18 protein-coding genes and 1 riboswitch are annotated in these 20315 nt (G+C 72.7%); of the genes, 13 read left to right on the plus strand and 5 right to left on the minus strand.

Annotated elements, in window-relative coordinates; all coding sequences use genetic code 11:
- Nucleotides 1-167 precede the first annotated feature (167 nt).
- Nucleotides 168-941, plus strand: coding sequence for an ABC transporter ATP-binding protein (locus AB0C78_RS19980; RefSeq protein ID WP_151544753.1), 774 nt, complete (start codon nucleotides 168-170; stop codon nucleotides 939-941).
- Between the two features lie 4 nt (nucleotides 942-945).
- Nucleotides 946-3477, plus strand: a complete 2532-nt coding sequence (locus AB0C78_RS19985) for an FtsX-like permease family protein (RefSeq protein WP_360749915.1) — start codon at nucleotides 946-948, stop codon at nucleotides 3475-3477.
- A 209-nt stretch (nucleotides 3478-3686) separates the two neighbouring features.
- On the opposite strand, the gene AB0C78_RS19990 is transcribed toward AB0C78_RS19985, so the two are convergent.
- Nucleotides 3687-3950 (minus strand): hypothetical protein, encoded by a 264-nt coding sequence (locus AB0C78_RS19990; protein WP_360749918.1) that lies wholly within the window; start codon nucleotides 3948-3950, stop codon nucleotides 3687-3689.
- Between the two features lie 327 nt (nucleotides 3951-4277).
- Between AB0C78_RS19990 and AB0C78_RS19995 the strand changes: the two genes are divergently transcribed.
- From AB0C78_RS19995 to AB0C78_RS20020, 6 genes are all read left to right on the plus strand, one after another.
- The gene (locus AB0C78_RS19995; RefSeq protein WP_360749921.1) at nucleotides 4278-5216 is read left to right on the plus strand and encodes a DUF2520 domain-containing protein; all 939 of its coding nucleotides are present in this window, start codon (nucleotides 4278-4280) and stop codon (nucleotides 5214-5216) included.
- Between the two features lie 147 nt (nucleotides 5217-5363).
- A complete protein-coding gene (gene panC, locus AB0C78_RS20000) occupies nucleotides 5364-6230 on the plus strand; it encodes a pantoate--beta-alanine ligase (RefSeq protein WP_360749924.1) in 867 nt (288 codons plus the stop codon).
- Entirely contained in the window at nucleotides 6230-6646 is a 417-nt protein-coding gene (gene panD / locus AB0C78_RS20005; RefSeq protein WP_173096882.1) for an aspartate 1-decarboxylase, read from the plus strand. Before panC ends, panD begins: the two co-directional genes overlap by 1 nt.
- A gap of 159 nt (nucleotides 6647-6805) precedes the next feature.
- The gene (locus AB0C78_RS20010) at nucleotides 6806-8602 is read left to right on the plus strand and encodes an L-aspartate oxidase (RefSeq protein ID WP_360749927.1); all 1797 of its coding nucleotides are present in this window, start codon (nucleotides 6806-6808) and stop codon (nucleotides 8600-8602) included.
- Nucleotides 8599-9456 carry a carboxylating nicotinate-nucleotide diphosphorylase gene (gene nadC / locus AB0C78_RS20015; RefSeq protein ID WP_360749930.1) on the plus strand — a complete coding sequence of 286 codons (858 nt, stop codon included), beginning with the start codon at nucleotides 8599-8601 and terminating at the stop codon, nucleotides 9454-9456. Before AB0C78_RS20010 ends, nadC begins: the two co-directional genes overlap by 4 nt.
- A 14-nt stretch (nucleotides 9457-9470) precedes the next feature.
- Nucleotides 9471-10253 (plus strand): type III pantothenate kinase, encoded by a 783-nt coding sequence (locus tag AB0C78_RS20020; protein ID WP_151543537.1) that lies wholly within the window; start codon nucleotides 9471-9473, stop codon nucleotides 10251-10253.
- Here AB0C78_RS20020 and AB0C78_RS20025 read toward each other — a convergent pair.
- Nucleotides 10228-11523, minus strand: a complete 1296-nt coding sequence (locus tag AB0C78_RS20025) for an MFS transporter (RefSeq protein ID WP_360749934.1) — start codon at nucleotides 11521-11523, stop codon at nucleotides 10228-10230. The two genes, AB0C78_RS20020 and AB0C78_RS20025, sit on opposite strands and share 26 nt — an antisense overlap.
- Before the next feature lie 220 nt (nucleotides 11524-11743).
- Between AB0C78_RS20025 and AB0C78_RS20030 the strand changes: the two genes are divergently transcribed.
- Together AB0C78_RS20030 and lysX are read left to right on the plus strand one after the other, a co-directional pair.
- Entirely contained in the window at nucleotides 11744-12709 is a 966-nt protein-coding gene (locus AB0C78_RS20030; protein WP_360749937.1) for a LysR family transcriptional regulator, read from the plus strand.
- Nucleotides 12706-14196: a bifunctional lysylphosphatidylglycerol synthetase/lysine--tRNA ligase LysX gene (lysX, locus tag AB0C78_RS20035; protein ID WP_360749940.1), complete on the plus strand. Its 1491-nt coding sequence runs from the start codon at nucleotides 12706-12708 to the stop codon at nucleotides 14194-14196. The genes AB0C78_RS20030 and lysX overlap by 4 nt, the downstream gene beginning before the upstream one ends.
- A gap of 21 nt (nucleotides 14197-14217) precedes the next feature.
- Here lysX and AB0C78_RS20040 read toward each other — a convergent pair whose 3' ends face one another.
- Together AB0C78_RS20040 and AB0C78_RS20045 are read right to left on the minus strand one after the other, a co-directional pair.
- Entirely contained in the window at nucleotides 14218-15447 is a 1230-nt protein-coding gene (locus AB0C78_RS20040; protein WP_360749943.1) for a cytochrome P450, read from the minus strand.
- 75 nt (nucleotides 15448-15522) lie between these two features.
- The gene (locus AB0C78_RS20045) at nucleotides 15523-16545 is read right to left on the minus strand and encodes a LacI family DNA-binding transcriptional regulator (protein ID WP_360749946.1); all 1023 of its coding nucleotides are present in this window, start codon (nucleotides 16543-16545) and stop codon (nucleotides 15523-15525) included.
- A 490-nt stretch (nucleotides 16546-17035) separates the two neighbouring features.
- Here AB0C78_RS20045 and AB0C78_RS20050 point away from each other — a divergent pair, with 490 nt between their 5' ends.
- Complete coding sequence (locus tag AB0C78_RS20050) at nucleotides 17036-17248, plus strand: LuxR C-terminal-related transcriptional regulator (protein ID WP_151543542.1); 213 nt, start codon at nucleotides 17036-17038, stop codon at nucleotides 17246-17248.
- 214 nt (nucleotides 17249-17462) lie between these two features.
- On the opposite strand, the gene AB0C78_RS20055 is transcribed toward AB0C78_RS20050, so the two are convergent.
- Entirely contained in the window at nucleotides 17463-18440 is a 978-nt protein-coding gene (locus AB0C78_RS20055) for an NlpC/P60 family protein (RefSeq protein WP_360749950.1), read from the minus strand.
- 3 nt (nucleotides 18441-18443) lie between these two features.
- Nucleotides 18444-18634, minus strand: a riboswitch (cyclic di-AMP (ydaO/yuaA leader).
- A gap of 255 nt (nucleotides 18635-18889) precedes the next feature.
- Here AB0C78_RS20055 and AB0C78_RS20060 point away from each other — a divergent pair.
- Entirely contained in the window at nucleotides 18890-19426 is a 537-nt protein-coding gene (locus AB0C78_RS20060) for an amino-acid N-acetyltransferase (RefSeq protein WP_360750034.1), read from the plus strand.
- Nucleotides 19427-19432: 6 nt separating this feature from the next.
- Nucleotides 19433-20308 carry an RDD family protein gene (locus AB0C78_RS20065; protein ID WP_360749953.1) on the plus strand — a complete coding sequence of 292 codons (876 nt, stop codon included), beginning with the start codon at nucleotides 19433-19435 and terminating at the stop codon, nucleotides 20306-20308.
- The last annotated feature ends 7 nt before the right edge of the window (nucleotides 20309-20315 follow it).

Consider the following 20315-nt stretch of genomic DNA (forward strand, 5'->3'; position numbering starts at 1 on the left):
GGTGGCAGGGGGGACGGGTTCGTACGTCTCAGGTCGTACGCCGCGCGCCGGCGCAGCCGGAAAGCTGACCCGGAGCGGAGCCGCAAGGCCGATGGCGGCGGCGCCGCGGATTCCTAGCGTTGATCGCGGTCGTATCCGTCACGTCCGTCCGATCCGAAGGAGTCACCGTGACCAGCACGTTCACCAGCCCGTCCGGGGGAGCGCCCGGAGCCGCCGCGCCGCCGGCGGTCGCCGCCGCCGGGGTGTCCAAGGTGTACGGGTCGGGGGACGCGGCCGTGCGGGCGCTGCACGAGGTCAGCGTCGGGTTCGCGCGCGGCGCGTTCACCGCGATCATGGGCCCGTCCGGGTCCGGGAAGTCGACGCTGATGCACTGCCTGGCCGGGCTGGACACGGTCACCTCCGGGCGGATCGTGCTGGGCGACGCGGAGATCACCGGGATGGGCGACCGGCAGCTGACGCTGCTGCGCCGCGACCGGGTCGGGTTCGTGTTCCAGGCGTTCAACCTGCTGCCGACGCTCACCGCCGAGCAGAACATCCTGCTGCCGCTGGAGCTGGCCGGCCGCAAGCCGGACCGGGCCTGGTTCGACCAGGTCGTGGACGTGGTGCGGCTGCGGGACCGGCTCGGGCACCGGCCGAGCGAGCTGTCCGGCGGCCAGCAGCAGCGCGTCGCGTGCGCGCGTGCGCTCGTCGCCCGCCCCGACGTGATCTTCGCGGACGAGCCGACCGGCAACCTGGACTCGCGGGCGGGCGCGGAGGTGCTCGGGTTCCTGCGCGCGTCGGTCCGCGAGATGGGCCAGACGATCGTCATGGTGACGCACGACCCGGTCGCGGCGTCCTACGCCGACCGGGTGGTGTTCCTGCGCGACGGCGAGATTGTCAGCGAGATCGTCCAGCCGACGCCGGACGCGGTGCTGGACCGGCTGAAGAGCCTGGGGGCCTGACCCGATGCTGAGGACGACGCTGGCGGGCCTGCGGGCCCACAAGCTGCGCCTGCTGCTGACGGCGGTGGCCATCACCCTCGGCGTGGGCTTCATCTCCGGCACGTTCGTGCTGACCGACACGATGAACCAGGGCGTCGCGCGGACGTTCGCGAGGTCGGCCGACAAGGTCGACGTCGCGGTCCAGCCCGACGCGGCGCAGGACACCGGCCCGAAGGACGAGCCCGGCATCCCGCTGGACGTCCTGGACCGCGTGAAGGCGGTGCCCGGTGTGACGCAGGCGCTGGGGACGGTGCGCGGGGACGCGGCGCTGGTCGGCAGGGACGGCAAGACGGTCGGCGACCTCCCGACCGTCGGGGTCTCGGTGCCGTCCGGGAGGCTGCTGCGCTACGACGTCACCAAGGGCCGGACGCCGTCGGGCGCGTCCGAGGCGGTGCTGGGCAAGGACCTCGCGGACCGGTCCGGCTACAAGGTCGGCGACACCGTCACGGTCCTGGACCACGCGAACCGCCCGCACCGCTTCACCATTGTCGGCCTGGTCGATTTCGGCATCGACGAGGAGGCGGGCTACCGCGGCGGCGTCGGTTTCGACGGCGCGACGGCGCTGGCGATGACGGGCGTGAAGAAGTACCAGGAGATCGACGTCCTGGGCGGGAGCAAGCCGGCGGTGAAGGCGGCGGTCGGCGGCGGGTACGAGGTCTACACTGGCAAGGAGCTGGGGAAGCGGCTCGCCGACGCGGCGGGCGCCGACACCGAGATCATCCAGGCCGGGCTGCTGATCTTCGGGCTGGTCGCGATGCTGGTCTCGGCGCTGGTCATCTACAACACGTTCTCGATCCTGATCGCGCAGCGGATGCGGGAGATGGCGCTGCTGCGCTGCGTCGGCGCGACCCGCCGGCAGGTGTTCGGCGGGGTGGTCACCGAGGCGTTCGCCGTCGGGCTGGCCGGGTCGGTGCTCGGCATCGTCGCCGGGGCCGGGCTCGGCGCGGGCGCGGTCGCCATCATGACGCGGCTGACCGACAAGGTGCGGATGGACGGGCTCGCCCTGTCCGCGCGGACGATCGCGATCGGCCTGGCGGTGGGCGTGGTCGTGACGGTGCTGTCCGCCCTGCTGCCGGCGCGGGCGGCGACGCGGATCGCGCCCGTCGCGGCGCTGCGCTCGGAAACGGAGCCGGGCGGCGGGCGGTTCCGGCTCGGCGCGGTCCGGACGGCGGTGGCCGTCCTGCTCGGCGCGGCCGGGCTCGGGCTCGGCGTCATGGGGTCGCTGACGATGGCGAAGGGCCAGGTCGCGATGTACACGGTCGCGCTCGCGGGGGCCGTGTTCTTCCTCGCCGTGGTGACCGCGATGCCCGCCCTGGTGCGTCCGCTCGGCCGGCTCGCCGGGGCCGTCCCGGCGCGTCTCGGCGGGGTTCCGGGACGGCTCGCGGTGGCGAACGCCCGCCGGTCCCCGCGCCGCACCGCGACCACCACGATCGCGCTGACCGTCGGGATCGGGCTGATGAGCCTGTTCGCCGTCGTCGCGGCCAGCAGCAAGGCGACGTCGGCGGAGAAGCTGGCCGAGCAGTACCCGGCCGAGTTCCAGGTGCAGGCGCGGACCGGCGACGGCGGCGGCCGGGCGCCGCAGGGGCTCACCGAGGCGCTCAAGAAGCGGCCCGAGTTCTCCGACGTCTTCGAGCTGCTCGCCAAGGACGCCAAGGTCGACGGCAAGGAGACCAACGTCGCGAGCTTGACCGGTTCGGCGCTCGGCGGCGTCCTCAAGCCGAAGCTCGTGCACGGCTCGGCGTCCGCGCTGACCTCGGGCGGGCTGAAGCCGGGGACCGGCGTCGTGGAGAAGGGCGTCGCGGAACGGCACGGCATGAGCGTCGGGCAGACCGTCCAGGTCAGGACGGCGCACGGCACCGCCCCGGTGAAGATCGCCGCGGTGTTCAGCACGCCGGCCACCACGCTCGGGGCGCTGATCGTCCCCGAGGCGGACTTCACCCGCTACTTCGCCGCGCCCGACGACTCGGCGATCTACATCAAGGACCGGGACGGGGTGCCGGCCGACGCCGCGCGCAAGGCCGTCGAGACGGCGGCGCGCCCCTACCCGGCCGCGAAGGTGTACTCGTCCGCCGAGTTCGAGAAGAGCGTGAGCGACGCCATCGACATGATGCTGATGATCTTCGGCGGGCTGCTCGGGCTGGCGATCGTCATCGCGCTGTTCGGCATCGCCAACACGCTCACGCTGTCGGTGGTGGAGCGGACCCGCGAGTCGGCGCTGCTGCGCGCCCTCGGCCTCACCCGCCGGCAGCTGCGCCGGATGCTGTCGGTGGAGGCGCTGGTCATGGCGGTGATCGGCGCGTTCACCGGGGTCGTGCTCGGGGTGGCGTTCGGCTGGGCGGCGACCAACGCGATGGAGGACGACGCGATCTTCTCGCTGCCCTACCTCCAGGTGACCGGGTTCGTGCTGCTGGCGGGCGCCGCCGGCGTGCTCGCCGCGGTGCTGCCGGCGCGCCGCGCGGCCCGGGCGTCGATCGTGGAGTCGCTCGCCCACGACTAGCCACCGCCGGAGGATGTGCACGGAATGTGACGAGCGCCCGGATTCGGAGAGTCACCGAATCCGGGCGCGTCGCGTGACGGACGATCCCTTCGCCCCACCGCGGGGACGGCGTTGCGGTGGGGCGAAGGCGCCGCGGGAATCGCCCCTAGGGGCGGCCGGGCAGGGTCCGGCCCCGGGCCGCCGGGCGGGCCCGCGGTGGCGTCACCTCGTCACCAGCGGTGCCCGATCCAGCCGCCGGTGCCGCTGTGGTTGTGCCCGTTGTACACGTGGTTGCCGTTGCAGCCCGTGCCGGACTGGCTTCCGACGGAGACCGAGCCGCAGGTCACGCCGTAGCCGCCGACGATCATGACGTTCGTCGTGTTGCCCACGGCGGTGTTGTGGTTGTAGGTGTCGGCGTTGGCCGGAGCGGTGGCGAAGGCCGTCCCCGCGAGGGTCGCGACGACCGCACCGGTCTTGAGGGCTGTCCTGATCAAAGTCTGCTCCATCTCGTCGGGGGCGGAGCGCCCTGGTCATTTCTTGCCATTCACCTTGCGTGACGACGTCGTCACAGTCATGGTTACGCCCCGCTTCCGGCCTTCCGCAAGGTTTCACGATCCGTTACCCGCGAAGTGTGACCCGCCCGCCGACCCGATCGTTACGTCAGGTAGCCGTTCCGTCACCGATGTGTGATGGTGTTCGCGGTGCCCGTGCCGTCAGGGCGTCCACGAACCACCGGAAGACCCACCGGAACGCGCGTCCGCGACCCGCGGGTACGCTGGGCGCGCACGTCCGGTACCTACCTCGAGGACTGGAACGAACAGATGGACCCATTCACGCCTGACCCCGCCGCGCCCGGGGACGGGCCGGGGGCCGGGGAGACGCGGCCCGAGGACCGGCCCGCCCGGCTCGCGGTCGGCGTCGTCGGCGCGGGACGCGTCGGCACGGCGCTCGGCGCGGCGCTCGCCCGCGCCGGCCACCGCGTGGTCGCCGCCGCGGCGGTCTCCGACCGGTCGCGCGAGCGGGTGGAGGAGCGGCTGCCCGGCGCCGCCGTCGCCACCCCGCAGGACGCGGTCGCCGCCGCCGACCTGGTGCTGCTGACCGTCCCGGACGACGCGCTGCCCGAACTCGCCACCGGCCTGGTCTCCGCGGGCGTCCCCGTCACCGGGAAGCTCGTCATGCACACCAGCGGGCGGTACGGGTCCGCCGTCCTCGACCCGCTGACCCGCGCCGGGGCGCTGCCGCTGGCGCTGCACCCCGTCATGACGTTCACCGGACGTCCCGACGACGTGAACCGGCTCACCGGCATCTCGTTCGGCGTCACCGCGCCCGAGCCGCTGCGCCCGGTCGCCGAGGCCCTCGTCGTCGAGATGGGCGGGGAACCGGTGTGGATCACCGAGGAGCGCCGCCCGCTCTACCACGCGGCGCTCGCCGGCGGCGCCAACCACCTGGTCACGCTGGTCGTCGAGGCGATGGACCTGCTGGGGGCCGCGGGCGTCGGCGAGCCCGGCCGGATGCTCGGGCCGCTGCTCGGCGCCGCCCTCGACAACGCGCTGCGGCTCGGCATCGACGGCCTGACCGGCCCGGTCGCCCGCGGCGACGCCGGGACGGTCGCCGACCACGTCGCCGAGCTCGGCAAGGTCTCGCCGGAGAGCCGCCGCGCCTACATCGCGCTCGCCCGCCTCACCGCCGACCGCGCGCTCGGCGCGGGGCTCCTCAAACCCGAGGCGGCCGAGCGCCTCCTCGAAGTGCTGGCCGACTGACGGCCGGCCGCCACCGCGCGCCGAGGACGCACCGGACGCGGTGACCACCGAGGACCAAGCAGGACCGACAGGCCAGGACCGACAGGCCAGGACCGATCAGGTCAGGACCGACCAGGGAGGATCAGTGAGCGAGCCGGAGGACGCGTCGTGACGCCCGTCATCGCCGCGACGCGCGAGGAACTGGCCGGCGCCCGTTCCGCGGCGAAGGGCGCGCTGGCGCTCGTCCCCACGATGGGGGCGCTGCACGAGGGGCACCGGTCGCTGATCCGCGAGGCGCGGCGCCGCGCGGACGCGGTCGCGGTCAGCATCTTCGTCAACCCGCTGCAGTTCGGCCCCAACGAGGACTTCGACCGCTACCCCCGGACGTTCGAGGCCGACCTCGAGGCCTGCGCCGCGGAGGGCGTGGACATCGTGTTCGCGCCGTCCCGCGAGGTCATGTACCCGGGCGAACCCGAGGTCACGGTCAAGTCCGGCCCGATGGGCGAGCGGGTGGAGGGCGCGGCGCGCCCCGGCCACTTCGACGGAATGCTCACGGTCGTCCTGAAGTTGTTGAACCTGGTGCGTCCGGACGTGGCCGTCTTCGGGCAGAAGGACGCGCAGCAGCTCGCGATGATCCGCCGGATGGTCGCGGACCTGAACGTGCCGGTCGAGATCGTCGGCGCGCCGACCGTCCGCGAGCAGGACGGGCTGGCCCTGTCGAGCCGGAACCGGTACCTGTCCGAGGACGAGCGGCGCACGGCGCTCGCCCTGTCCCGCGCGCTGTACGCGGGCGTGGACGCGGCGGACGAGGGCCCGGACGCGGTCGTCGGCGCGGCGGGCGCCGTGCTGGACAAGGCGGCCGCGGCCGACCCGCCGCTCGAGCTCGACTACCTCGTGCTCGTCGACCCGTCCACGTTCTTGCAGGTCACGACCGGATACACCGGTCCGGCCGTGCTCGCCGTCGCCGGCCGCGTCGGCGCGACCCACCTGATCGACAACCTGCCCCTCCAGCTCGTCACCCCGAAGGAGCGCTGATGTTCCGGACGATGTTCAAGTCGAAGATCCACCGCGCGACGGTCACCCAGGCGGACCTGCACTACGTGGGCTCGCTCACCCTGGACCAGGACCTGATGGACGCCGCGGACCTGCTGCCCGGCGAGCAGGTGCACATCGTGGACATCGACAACGGCGCCCGCCTGGAGACCTACCTGATCGCGGGCGAGCGGGGCTCCGGCGTGATCGGGATCAACGGGGCGGCGGCCCGCCTGGTGCAGCCCGGCGACCTGGTGATCATCATCGCGTACGCGCAGATGACCGACGCCGAGGCGCGCGAGTTCGAGCCGCGGGTGGTGCACGTCGACCGCTCGAACACCATCGTCTCGCTGGGCTCCGACCCGGCCGAGCCGGTGCCCGGCGGCGACGGCGTGCGGGGCGACCTCGTGGCGCGCTGAGGCGTGCGGTAGCAGCCGGTCAGGGCGGCCGCGCATCCCCCGGGCGGGGTGCGCGGTCGTCCTGCTATTTGGGGTTTTACCCCGGAATCGGGGGGTCGAGCATTCGGGTCCGGCGGGGATAATGTCACAATGACGAGAACCGAACCCCGAGGAGGGCTCATGATCCCTTCCGTTCTCGACGCCCCCGCCCCCGGCTGGACGGCCGACGCCGACGTCGTCGTCATCGGCTCCGGCATCGCCGGCCTCGTCGCGGCGCTGCGCTGCCGCCCGCACGGGCGCGTCCTGCTCGTCACCAAGGCGCTGCTCGACGCCGGATCCACCCGCTGGGCGCAGGGCGGCATCGCCTCCGCGCTGGCCCCCGACGACGACCCCCTCGACCACCTCGCCGACACCCTCACCGCCGGCGTCGGCCTCTGCGACGAGGCCGCCGTCCGGGTGCTCGTCACCGAGGGCCCGGACGCCATCCGCGGGCTCATCGAGCTCGGCGCCGCGTTCGACCGCTCCGCCGACGGGGAGATCGCGCTGACCCGCGAGGGCGGCCACCACCGCCGCCGCATCGCGCACGCCGGCGGCGACGCCACCGGCGCGGAGATCAGCCGCGCGCTGCTCGCCGAGCTCAAGGACTCCGGCGTCGAGGTCATCGAGCACGCCCTCGTCCTCGACCTGATCAAGGACGCCGCCGGGCGCGCCGCCGGGGTCACCCTGCACGTGATGGGCGAGGGCCAGCCGAACGGCGTCGGCGCCGTCCGCGCCCGCGCCGTCGTGCTCGCGACCGGCGGCCTCGGCCAGGTGTTCTCCGCCACCACCAACCCCGAGGTGTCGACCGGCGACGGCGTCGCGCTCGCGCTGCGCGCCGGCGCCGCCGTCACCGACCTCGAGTTCGTCCAGTTCCACCCGACCCCGCTGTGGCTCGGCGAGGGCGCGCGCGGGCAGCAGCCGCTGATCTCCGAGGCCGTCCGCGGGGAGGGCGCCCACCTGATCGACCGCTCGGGCGAGCGGTTCATGGTCGGCCGCCACGAGCTCGCCGAGCTCGCCCCGCGCGACGTCGTCGCGAAGGGGATCGTGAACCGGATGCGGGAGACCGGCGAGCCCTGCATGCTGCTGGACGGCCGGCACTTCGGCGCCGCGATGTGGGAGAAGCGGTTCCCGACCATCCTGGCCGCGTGCCGGCACCACGGCATCGACCCGGTGACCGAGCCGATCCCGATCGCGCCCGCCGCGCACTACTCCAGCGGCGGCGTCCGCACCGACCTGTGGGGGCGCACGTCCGTCCCCGGCCTGTACGCGTGCGGCGAGGTCGCCTGCACCGGCGTGCACGGTGCGAACCGGCTGGCGTCCAACTCCCTGCTCGAAGGGCTGGTCTTCGCCGCCCGCATCGCCATCGCCCTCACCGACGACCTGGCCGCCGCCGACTTCACCGGCCCCGCGAACGTCCCGGCCGACGCTGCGGCCTCCGCCGCCCCTGCGGAGCGCGGGCAGCGCGGCGCGGCGGGTGCCGCCCCTGCGGAGCGCGGGCAGCGCGGCGCGGCCGGTGCCGCCCCTGCGGATTGCGGGGAGCGCGGCGCGGCGGGTGCCGCCGGCTCTGCCGTTGCGGCCGCGTTCCCGGCCGGGGGGCTGGTCGCGCCCGAGGCGCGGGACGAGATCCAGCGGATCATGACCGCGCACGCCGGGGTGCTGCGCGGCGCCGAAGGGCTCGACACGGCGGCACGGGAGCTGGCCGCGCTCCCGCACGGCGGCGCGGAGCCCGGCGTGGAGGCGTGGGAGGCCACGAACCTGCACACCGTGGCGTCCGCCATCGTCGCCGCCGCCCGGCTGCGCCGGGAGACGCGCGGCAGCCACTGGCGGCAGGACTTCCCGGAACGGTCCGACGCGGGCTGGCGCGGGCATCTGGTCACGCGGCTGGCGGGGAACGTCCTGACGACGGCATACGAACCTCTGGAAGGGGACGACCAGTGACACCCGAACTCTCGCAGAAGCTCAAGGACGCCGGGCTCGATCCACAGGCTGTGGAAAACCTCGTCCGGACGGCCCTGGAGGAGGACGGCCCGGTCGACGTGACCAGCGAGCCGATCTTCGCACCGGACGCGGTCTCGGCCGGGGACTTCCGGGCCCGCGAGGCGGGCGTCGTCGCCGGGATCCCGGTGGCCGCGGTCGTGTTCGAGCTGCTGGACGTCGCGTACGAGGCGAAGGCGGCGGACGGCGACCGGGTCGTCCCGGGGCAGGTGCTGATCTCCGTCGAGGGCCCCACCCGGGCCATGCTCCGCGCGGAACGGACGGCGCTGAATCTCCTCACCCACCTGTCCGGAATCGCGACCGCCGCGCGGCGGTGGACGGACGCGATGGAGGGCACCAAGGCGAGGGTCCGCGACACCCGCAAGACGCTGCCGGGCCTGCGCGCGCTCCAGAAGTACGCCGTGGCCTGCGGCGGCGGCGTCAACCACCGGATGGGCCTGCACGACTCCGCGCTGATCAAGGACAACCACGTCGCGGCGGCCGGGAGCGTCACGAAGGCCTACGAGGCGATCCGCGCGGTGTACCCGTCGCTGCACGTCCAGGTCGAGTGCGACACCCTTGACCAGGTCGAAGAGGCGCTCGCGGTGGGCGCGAAGAGCATCCTGCTGGACAACATGACCGACGCCGAGATGGCCGAGGCGGTGCGGCTCGTCGCGGGCCGGGCGGAGCTGGAGGCGAGCGGTGGGCTTACCCTGGAGCGGGCCCGAGACGTCGCCGTGACCGGGGTGGACTACCTTGCCGTCGGTGCGCTGACGCACTCGGCGCGCGTGTTCGACATCGGCCTTGACTTCTCCTGACCAGCGGGGACCGGATGCTGCTCACCATCGACGTCGGTAACACCCACACCGTTCTCGGGCTCTTCGAGGGCGATGAGGTCATCGAGCACTGGAGGATCAACACCGATCCGCGGCGCACCGCCGACGAGATCGCGGTGGTCCTGCAGGGCCTGGTCCAGCAGAGCCCGCTGCTGGCCGAGACCGACATCAGCGGCATCGCGCTGTGCTCCACGGTCCCGTCCGTCCTGCACGAGATGCGGGAGATGTGCCGCCGCTACTACGGCGACGTGCCGGCGGTGATCGTGGAGCCCGGCGTCAAGACCGGGGTCCCCGTCCGGATGGACAACCCCAAGGAGGTCGGGGCCGACCGGATCGTGAACGCGCTGGCCGCCGTGCACACGCACGGCGGCCCGGCGATCGTGGTCGACTTCGGCACCGCGACCACGTTCGACGCCGTATCCGCGAAGGGCGAGTACGTCGGCGGCGCCATCGCCCCCGGCATCGAGATCTCGATCGACGCGCTGTCGTCGCGCGGCGCGCAGCTGCACAAGATCGAGCTCGTCCGGCCGCGCAGCGTGATCGCGAAGAACACGGTGGAGGCGCTGCAGTCCGGGATCATCTTCGGGTTCGCCGGGCAGGTGGACGGGATCGTCGAGCGGATGTCGGAGGAACTGGTCGACGACCCCGACGAGGTGACGGTGATCGCGACCGGCGGCCTCGCGCCGCTGGTGCTGGAGGAGTCGCGCAGCATCGACGTGTTCGAGCCGTGGCTGACGCTGATCGGGCTCCGGCTCATCTACCAGCGGAACACCCCCTGACGTCCGGGACCGTCCGTCCGGCGGCGGGCGGACGGGCGGCGGCGCGCGGCTGTCGGGAGACGTAGACGAGGCACGCCGCGGCCAGCACCGCCATGGCGGTCAGGACCGCGTCGAGCGGGACCGCCTTGGCCACCTCGGTCAGCAGCAGCGGCGCGAACATCCCCACATAGACCAGGGCATAGGCGACGGCCGTGAGGCCCGCCAGCTCGCCGGGCGCGGCGATCCGGGCGACCTCGCCGAGGCCGTAGGTCAGCACGAACCCGTACCCGGCGCCGAGCACGACCGCCGTCACCGCGTTGAGGACGGGCAGCCCGGCGGCGACGGTCAGCGCGGCGAGCAGGAGCCCGCAGGTGATCGCGCCGAGCCCGGCGGCGGCGACGAGCCGCGGGTGCCGCGCCTCCAGGCGCCGGGCGACGGGTTGCGCCGCCATGCCGGACGCGAGGGTGAGCCCGGTGATGGCGCCCGCGTAGGCGATCGGCAGGTGGTGGACGGGGACGAGCGCGGGGAGCAGCGCGAACGCGCTGACGGGCGCGGCGAACGTCCAGATCGCGACGGGCGCGATCGTCCGGCGGAACGCGGGGTTGCGGACACCCGACAACCCGGACCGCCCCTGCCCGGACCGCCCCGACCCGGACTGCCCCTGCCCGGCCATGAGCTGCTCGGAGTTGCTCGCGTGTGCGCGCGGGACGTGGGTTTCGGGCACGCGGAACGCGGGCGGCACCGTCAGCAGCATGATCAGCAGATGCGGGAGGTACGCGGTGACCAGCGGGCGCGGCGCCCACTGCGCGACCAGCGCGGACACCAGCGGCCCCGCGCCGAAGCCCGCGGAGACGGCGAGCGCGGTCATCCGGGTCCCCGAGACGGGTGTCAGCTCCTTCACCCACGCGGTGCCCGCCGCGAGGACGGCCCCGGTCACGACGCCCGCCAGCAGGCGGCCCGCGTACAGCAGCCACGGGGCCGCGACGCCCGCCATCAGCACCACCGTGACCAGCGCGGACAGGCACGCGAACGGCAGCGCGATCCGGCGCCTGCCGTACCGGTCGGACGCCGGGCCGCCGAGGACGAGCCCGGGCACGAGACCGAGCGCGTACACGCCGAACATGGCCTGCGCGCCGCCGTCGCCGAGATGCAGCCGGTCGGTGTAGAGGCCGAGCAGCGAGGCGAACTGGTTGGCGCCCCAGCCGACCCCGAACATGATCGACGCGATCGGGAGCCAGCGCGCGCCGCCGGGAGCGGGCGTACCGGGCGGAACGGGTGACGCGGTTGCCATGATCCCTGTCTAGAACGCCCCGCCCCGCGTGCCGTGACCGCTTCGCGAATCGTGAACCGCCCACCCGTGTGACGCCCGCCCATGAGCCGCCCCGCCGGGTGACGCCCGCTCGTGTGGCGCCCGCTCGTGAACCGCCCGGTCGTGTGACGCCTGTCGCGAAACGTGGCGCGGGCCGGATCGCCGGAGTGAACCGGGGAGGCCGCCGGTTACCGTGACGAGCATGGAACTGCGTGAGCTGGCCTCCTTCCTCGCGGTCGTCGAGGAGGGGCAGTTCGCGCGGGCGGCGGCGCGGCTGTTCCTGTCGCCGCCCGCGGTCACCGCGCACGTCCAGCGGCTCGAACGGGAGCTGGGCGTCCGGCTGCTGGAACGGTCCCCGCTGCGGCTCACCGAGGCGGGGGAGCGGTTCGTCCCGCACGCCCGCGCCGCGCTCGCGGCCGTGAACGCCGCCTCCGACGCGGTGGCCGGCCTGCATGGCGAGGACGACCGGGCCCTCCGCGTCGGCGTGATGGGGCACGGCTCCGCCGAGCTCACGCCCGCGATCGTGCGCGCGTTCCGGCGGGCCCGCCCCGCCGCCCGGCTGACGATCATGCCGCTGGACTTCACCGAGCACGTGTCCGCGCTGGTCGAGCGGAAGGTGGACGTCGCGTTCGTGCGCCCCGCGCCCGACGACGACCGGGTCGTCAGCGACGTGCTGACCACCGAGCCGCGGATCGTCGGGGTCCCGGCGGACGGCCCGTTCGCGGAGGCCGGCGCGCTGCGCCTCGCCGACGTCCTCGACCTGCCGATCGTCGCCGTCCCCGACGTCACGCCGAGCGTGTTCACCGACTACCTGTACTTCACCCCGGCGGTGAACGGCGAGCGCGGGCGGCGCGGCCCGGACATCGCGCGCACGCCGCACGACGTGATGCTCAGCATCGCCGCGGGACGCGGCGTCGGGTCCGCCCTGCGGTCGTTCGCCCGGTTCTACCCGTGGCCGGGCGTCCGGTACGTCCCGATCCTGGACGCGCCATGGGACAGCAGCGTCCTCGCGACCCGCCGCGGCGACCCGGACCCGCGGGTCGCCGCGTTCCGCGCGATCGCCGCCGCCCTGGCCCGCGACCTCGGCCCCCTCGTCGCGGCCGGCCCGGGCGATCACCCCGAACTCGTTCGCGGGGCCCTCGGCGGGCTGGATAGCCTTGAGCCGTGAGTGACGAGACCCTCGATGACCTTCCGGAGCAGATGCGCGTCCGCCGGGAGAAGCTCGACCGCCTGCGCGAGGCCGGCGTCGACCCCTACCCGGTGACCTTCCCGCGCACGGCGACGATCGCCGAGATCCGGGAGAAACACCCGGACCTGGAGCCGGGCACCGAGACGGGCGAGAAGGTCGGCGTCACCGGTCGCGTCATGCTGGTCCGCAACACCGGCAAGCTGTGCTTCGCCACGATCCGGGACGGCTCCGGCGACCTCCAGATCATGCTGTCGCTCGCCAAGGTCGGGCAGGAGCAGCTCGACTTCTGGAAGCGCGAGGTCGACCTCGGCGACCACGTCGGCGTCGAGGGCGAGGTGATCACCTCCAAGCGCGGCGAGCTGTCGATCATGGCGGACCGGTTCGCGATCACCTCCAAGTGCCTGCGGCCGCTGCCGGAGAAGCACGCCGGCCTCACCGACCCCGAGGCCCGGGTGCGGCAGCGCTACGTCGACCTGATCGTCAACGACGAGGCCCGGAAGATGGCGCGGATCCGCAGCGCCACCGTGCGCGCCGTCCGCGACTTCTGGCACGAGGAGGGGTACCTCGAGGTCGAGACCCCGATGCTGCAGCCGATCCACGGCGGGGCGGCGGCGCGTCCGTTCAAGACGCACATCAACGCCTACGACATGGAGCTGTACCTGCGGATCGCGATCGAGCTGTACCTGAAGCGGCTCGTCGTCGGCGGGATCGAGAAGGTCTTCGAGATCAACCGCAACTTCCGCAACGAGGGCGCCGACTCCACCCACAACCCCGAGTTCACCATGCTCGAGGCGTACGGGACGTACCTCGACTACAACGACATGGCCGACCTGACGCAGCGGATGTACCAGAAGGCGGTCGTCGCCGCCCTCGGCACGTCCGTGGTCGTCCACGACGGCGTCGAGATCGACCTCGGCCTGCCGGAATGGCCGCGGATCACGTTGTACGGGTCGGTGTCGGAGGCGCTCGGCGAGGAGATCACCCCGCACACGCCGATCGAGACCGTCCGCAAGCTCGCCGACGGCCGCGGCATCACCTGGGACCCCAAGTGGGGGCAGGGCAAGCTCGTCCAGGAGATCTTCGAGGAGCTGATCGAGCACACCCTCGTCCAGCCGACGTTCGTCATGGACTATCCGCTGGAGACCTCGCCGCTGACCCGCCAGCACCGGCGCGAGCCGCTGCTGACCGAGAAGTGGGACCTGATCGGGTTCGGCACCGAGCTCGGCACCGCCTACTCCGAGCTGGTCGACCCGGTCGAGCAGCGCCGCCGGCTGACCGAGCAGTCGCTGCTCGCGGCGGGCGGCGACCCCGAGGCGATGCAGCTGGACGAGGACTTCCTGCGCGCGCTGGAGTACGCGATGCCGCCGACCGGCGGGATGGGCGCCGGCATCGACCGGATGATCATGGCGTTCACCGGCAAGGGCATCCGCGACACGATCCTGTTCCCGCTGGTCAAGCCCGAGTAGCGCAGGGGAGCGGCCTGCCGGTCACCCGATCCGGACCGGCAGGTCGCGCAGCCCGCGCAGCACCAGGTTGTCCCGGTACGCCAGGTCGCCGTCGTCGGCGGCGAGGGTGACGTCGCGCTCGAACAGCTTCTGCAGCGCGATCTGCCCCTCCAGCCGCGCCAGCGGCGCGCCGAGGCAGAAGTGGATGCCGTGCCCGAACGACAGGTGGCGCGGCGCGTCCCGTCCCTCGGCGTAGCGCAGCAGGTCGAGACGGTCCGGATCGGCGAACACCGACGGGTCGCGGTTCGCGGCGCCCGTCAGCAGCAGGACGAGCCGTCCCCGCTCGATCAGGGTGCCGCCCAGCTCGACGTCCTCCAGCGCGGCCCGCAGCGTCAGCTGCACGGGCGGGTCGTAGCGGAGCAGCTCCTCCACGGCCGCCGCGACGTTCTCCGGACGGTCCCGGAACAGCGCGAGCTGCTCCGGATGCCGCAGCAGCGCCAGCGCGCCGTTCCCGACCAGGTTGACGGTCGTCTCGTGGCCCGCGACGAGCAGCAGCACGCACGTCGCGAGCAGCTCCTCCTCCGACAGGACGTCGCCGCCGTCCGAGACGCCCACGAGCGCGCTCAGCAGGTCGTCGCGCGGGTCCGCGCGGCGCGCGGCGGCCAGCTCGCGGAAGTAGGCGGCGAACTCGGCGCGGGCCTCGTCGCGCAGCGCGATCTCCGCTTCGGGCAGCAGGAAGTCGGGGTCGAGACCGCGGGCGAGGGCGTCCGACCAGCCCTTGAACAGGTCGCGGTCGCGCGGCGGCACGCCCAGCATCTCGCTGATCACGATGACGGGCAGCGGGTACGCCAGCGCTGCGATCAGGTCGGTCTCGCCGGACGCGCCGTCCAGCAGCTCGTCCACCAGCTCCTCGACGCGCGGCCGCAGCCGCTCGATCAGCCGAGGCGTGAACGCCTTGCTGACGAGCCGGCGCAGCCGCGTGTGGTCGGGAGGGTCCATCGTCAGGAACGACCGGTTCCGCTGCGGCGCGTCCCGCCACAGGCCGCCGTTCTCGGGGCGGTGCCCGAACCGCGGGTCCCGCAGCGCCTGCTCGCACAGCTCGTAGGACGTGCTGACCCACAGGCCCACCGCGGTCTGCTGCAGCCTCCCGGCCGCCGCGAGGCCCCGGTAGTGCGCGTAGGGGTCGGCGTGGAAGGCGGGGTCGGACGGGTCGAACCCGAGGATCGACGCCGCTTCCACGTCCGGCGCGGCCGGTTCCCTGGTGTCCTCCATAGGCCAAGTCACGCGGATCTAAGACAGCATGTCAATAGTGCGAAGGCCCGGAATGACGGAGATCGGCGGCGGCCGTCAGGCGGACTCGCGCACCACCAGCTCCGGCGTGAGGACGACCTGCCGGTGCTGGTGCGACCGGCCCTCCCGGATCTCGGCCATCGCCAGCTCCGCGGCCTCCCAGCCGAGCGCCCGGCGCGGCTGCTTGATCGTGGTCAGCGGCACCGCGGCGCTCGCGGCCAGCTCGATGTCGTCGTAGCCGACCACCGCGATGTCGTCCGGGATCCGCGCGCCGAGCCGCGTCAGCTCGTTGATCAGCCCGATGGCGAGCAGGTCGTTCGCGCAGAACACGCCGTCCGGCCGCGGATCCATGTCCATGATGCGCCGCGCCGCCCGCCGGCCCTCGGTGGGGCTCAGCGCGTCCTGCACGAGCACCGGCGGCTTCCCGACGCCCGCCTCCACGAGCGTCCGGGCCGCGCCGTCGCGGCGCTCGACGCAGGGCTGCGGCTCCGGCGCGCCGGTGACGAACGCGATCCGCTCCCGGCCGAGGCCGAGCAGGTGCGCCGCCGCCAGCTCCCCGCCGGCGACGTGGTCGACATGGACGGTGCACGCGTCGGAGACGTCCCGGTCCATCAGGACGACGCTCAGCCCGGCCGCGCGCAGCCGCTTGATGCCCGCCCGGTCCAGCCCGACCGGGACGATCAGCGCGCCCGCGGCGCGCTGGTCCTCCAGGAGTTCCAGCGACCGGGCCTCCTTGGCGGCCGAATGGTCGCTCGACAGCCAGAGGGCGTCGTGGCCCGCCTCGTTCAGCGCCTCCTCGGCGCCGCGCACGACGTCGGCCGCGTACGGGTTGGCGAGGTCCTCGACGACGACGCCGAACGCGCGGCGCGGCTCGTCGCCGAACTCGCCCGCGGTGCGGTCGGGGCCCCTGCGGAGCCGCCGCGCCGACTCGTTGCGGACGAATCCGAGCTCCTCGATCGCCGCGCGGACACGGTCACGGGTAGCTTCGGCCACGAGGTCTGGCCGGTTTAGGACATTCGAAACGGTCCCAACCGAGACCCCGGCACGCCTCGCGACCTCGCGAATACTGGTCTGTGGCAAGTCGCTCCTCGTCCGCCCCGGTGGTGTTTTCCCAGGTAGTTGGGCTTTCCCGTGTCAATCCCCGAAAACCCGGTCACGCATTGCGACCATTCGGGCACAGATAGCACTTAACCAGCGCTTGACGGGCCGGATCCGGCCGCCTAGCGTTCCGAGCCGAAGCGTAGCTTGAAACGATTCACGATCTTCGTCCGCGGCGAGATCCGGTGAGTCCAAGAGGAAGGACGGGTTCGGAAGCGACGACCTAGACCCGCTCCTGACACGTGGCCAACGAGTGAATCGTCACCCGGAGTTCCCCCGCACGACCCCGCAATCGGCCCATCGGCCACCTCCGGCCAAGCTCGCGAGACGGAAAAGGAACCCAAACCGATGATCTAAGTCCGGAAGGCTCCGGACCCGGCAACCCAACGCATGCAGTTCGAGGCCCAACCCGTGCCTGTGCAGCGGACGGCTGCATCCCCGCGGTCATCAACCACGGACGAGGGAGGACGGAGTGGAAACAGCCACACTCGATTTCGGGCTGAGCGACGAGGAGATCAGGTTGCTCGCCCAGATCGCCAGCGGTGTCACCGCTGATGTGGCGGCGCGCAAGCTGGAACTGAGCGCACGGACCTTGCGCCGCAGGTTGCGGAACATCTGCGACCGGCTGGAGGTCAACACCCCTATCGAGGCCGTGGTGTGGGCGGCCAGAAGGCAGCTCATCTAGCGCGACCCGACGACGCCCGTCAGGGGACGGCGGGCGTCATCACCCGGAAACCAGCCCGACCGGAAGCACGTCCAGCGATGCGAACTCGTCCGACCCCGCAGCGGCGGCGCACCACCCCTGGCAGGTAGGTCCCTGCAAGGCGAAAGCGCCGCCGCGGACGTAGTTCATATCGCTCTATAGCCGTGCGCCCGGCGCCCCGATCGGAGTGCGTCGTCTACGCGACGCGGACCACGCCGGCGATGGGGCGGCCGGAAAGGGACGCGATGCGGACGACGTCGCCCGTGTGCGGGGCGTGGATCATCTTGCCGCCGCCGACGTACATCCCCATGTGGTGCAGGTCGGAGTAGAAGAAGATCAGGTCGCCCGGCTGCATCTGGCTCTCCGGGACGTGGGTCCCGGCGTTCCACTGGCTGCCGGTGTAGTGCGGCAGGTTGATGCCGACCTGCTTGTAGGCCCACATCGTCAGCCCCGAGCAGTCGAACGTGCTCGGACCGGCGGCGCCCCACACGTACGGGCTGCCGAGCTTGCTCATCGCGTACCGCAGCGCCTGCGCGGCCTTGCCGTCGCCGATGACGGGCAGCTTCGCCAGCAGGGTCGGGTCCTTCTTGACGGCCTTGCCGCGGACCTTCTCGTAGGCCGAGGTGACCTTCTTCTTCTGCGCGGTGAGCTGAACCTTCAGCTGGGTGACCTGCTGGGCGCGCTCCTCGGCGGACTTGCGCGCGCGCTGGGCGGACTGCATCGCCTGCATGAGCCCGAGGACCTGCGTGCTGTCCTGCGTGGCGAAGTAGTTGAGCGTGGCGGCCCGGTCGAGGACGACCTGCGGGTCCTGCGCGGAGATGAACGAGACCGTGGGGTCGGTGCCGCCCTGCATGTAGCTCGTGGCGGCCAGGCTGCCGACCTTCTCCCGCAGCCCCTCCAGGGACTTCTGCTGGCGCGCGGCGTTGCCGGCGGCGACCTTGGCCGCCCGCTGCGACTGCTCCAGCTTCACCTTCAGGCCGTTGTACTGCTCGGTCAGCTTCTCCAGCTGGTCCGCCAGCTTGAACGCCTGGTCCTTCAGCTCCTTGGCCGACGGGTCGGGGTCGGCGTGCGCCATCGGGAGCGAATGCGGGACCACCACGTGGGGCGTGATGGAAAGGGCGACGAGCGCGCCGGCGATCGTGAGCGCCCGGACACGGAAGCGAGCCGTCCGCACCAAATCTCCTCTCCTCGTCCGCCTACCGAGTTAGCTGACGGGTTCGGGCCGGAGCAGCCCGTCCGCTGGGCGCGCGGATCCCTCCGCGCGGCTGCGGATTCACCCCAGACGGCATCGGCTCGGGGTGATGCCCCCGAACGCTCCGAAAGTGGGTCCCCGGCTCCGCGGGGCGCCGGCTGCGGCCCGTGGACTCGGCGGTCCGGCCTCCGCCTCGCGGAAGGCCGACGTCAGAGCGGGACACTAACGGAACCGCCATTGGATGCCAACCAGAACATGCGAATTCGCAGGTCGTGGCGGACGGTACGGGGTGAAGCGCCGGTTGTGGACCGCCCTGGCCGCCGCTGGAGGACGGCCCCCGGCCGCCGGTGGCCGCGCCCCGGGCGGCCTCCCGACCTGCGCGGGCACGGCCGCCGGTGGCCGTGGGTGTGCGGGGCGTTCGGTAATCTCGCCTGTTTGTGGAAGTCGTGATCAGGCGTGCCCGCACCGCCGACGTTCAGGGGATCCGCAGGCTGGTCGATCTGTACGCCGGGTCGGGGCGACGCCTGCTCAAGAAGTCGACGGTGAAGCTGTACGAGGACGTGCAGGAGTTCTGGGTCGCCGAGGACGTCCAGGGCGCCCTGCCGGGGGAGCCCGGGCCCATCGTGGCCTGCGGGGCGCTCCACGTGATGTGGGAGGACCTGGCGGAGGTCCGGTCGGTCGCCGTCGACAAGGGGTACGGCGGGCGCGGGATCGGGCACCGCATCGTCGCCCGGCTCCTGGAGACCGCGCGGGAACTCGGCGTCCGGCGGGTTTTCTGCCTTACCTTCGAAGTGGAGTTCTTCGCACGGCACGGCTTCCAGCAGATCCTCGGTACTCCGGTGGCGCCAGAGGTGTACGAGGAACTCCTCCGCTCTTACGACGACGGCGTGGCAGAGTTCTTGGACCTCGACAGGGTCAAGCCCAATACGTTGGGCAACACACGGATGTTGCTTCGCCTGGAGGACTGACCCCACATGAGCGATTCCCCCAACCGCGGGCGGCCCTATCAGCCGTCGCAGGGGCAGGGTTCGTACGGACCGCCGCCCCCCTACCAGGGTCCCCCGCAAAGGCAGCAGCCCGGGCGGCAAGGTCAGGCTCAGCCGCCCGCCCAGCAGTGGCAGCAGCAGCCACAGCAGCAGCAATGGCAGCAGCAACCGCAATGGCAGCAACAGCAACAGCCGCAACAGCAGTGGCAGGAACCCCAGCAGGACCAGTGGGGGCAGCCCTCGTACGAGTCCTATGAGCCCGCCTACGACCAGTACGGCGGTTCCCAGGGCGGTGACATGCCGCTGGCGCCGATCCTGCGGCGTGCTGGGGCCCGCATCATCGACAACGCGCTCGTGGCGGCCTTCGGCTTCGCGCTCGTCCTTCCCATCACGGTCGGCGCGTTCGGGCTCGGGAAGCCCGGCAGCAAGACCGAGGACGACGGCGGCATCTGGAACTGGCCCATCATCTTCACGCTGTTCGCCGTCCTGTCGGTCCTGCCTTTCATCTATGAGGCCGTACAGCTGTCCATGTGGGGCCGGACGTTCGGCAAGCGCTTCATGGGCATCGGCGTCGTCCAGGCGCGTCCGGCGGGGAACCAGCTGACGACGACGCAGGCCGTATGGCGGGCCGCCATCACCCACGTGGGCTACCAGATCGGCGTCTTCTTCTTCCTCGTCCTCGCCGTGATGGTGTGGCAGTACTTCGCCTACGGGATGCTGCTGGTCTGGGCGGGTGCGCTCATGGCGTACCTGTGGGCCATCTGGGACCAGCCCCTGCACCAGGCCCTGCACGACCGCTTCGCCGACACCCTCGTCATCGACGAGCGCGCCGGATACGGCGAGTACGCCGAGTACGCGGAGTAGGGCCGCG

It is taken from the genome of Actinomadura sp. NPDC048394 (assembly GCF_040651755.1).
Classification (GTDB): domain Bacteria; phylum Actinomycetota; class Actinomycetes; order Streptosporangiales; family Streptosporangiaceae; genus Spirillospora; species Spirillospora montaniterrae.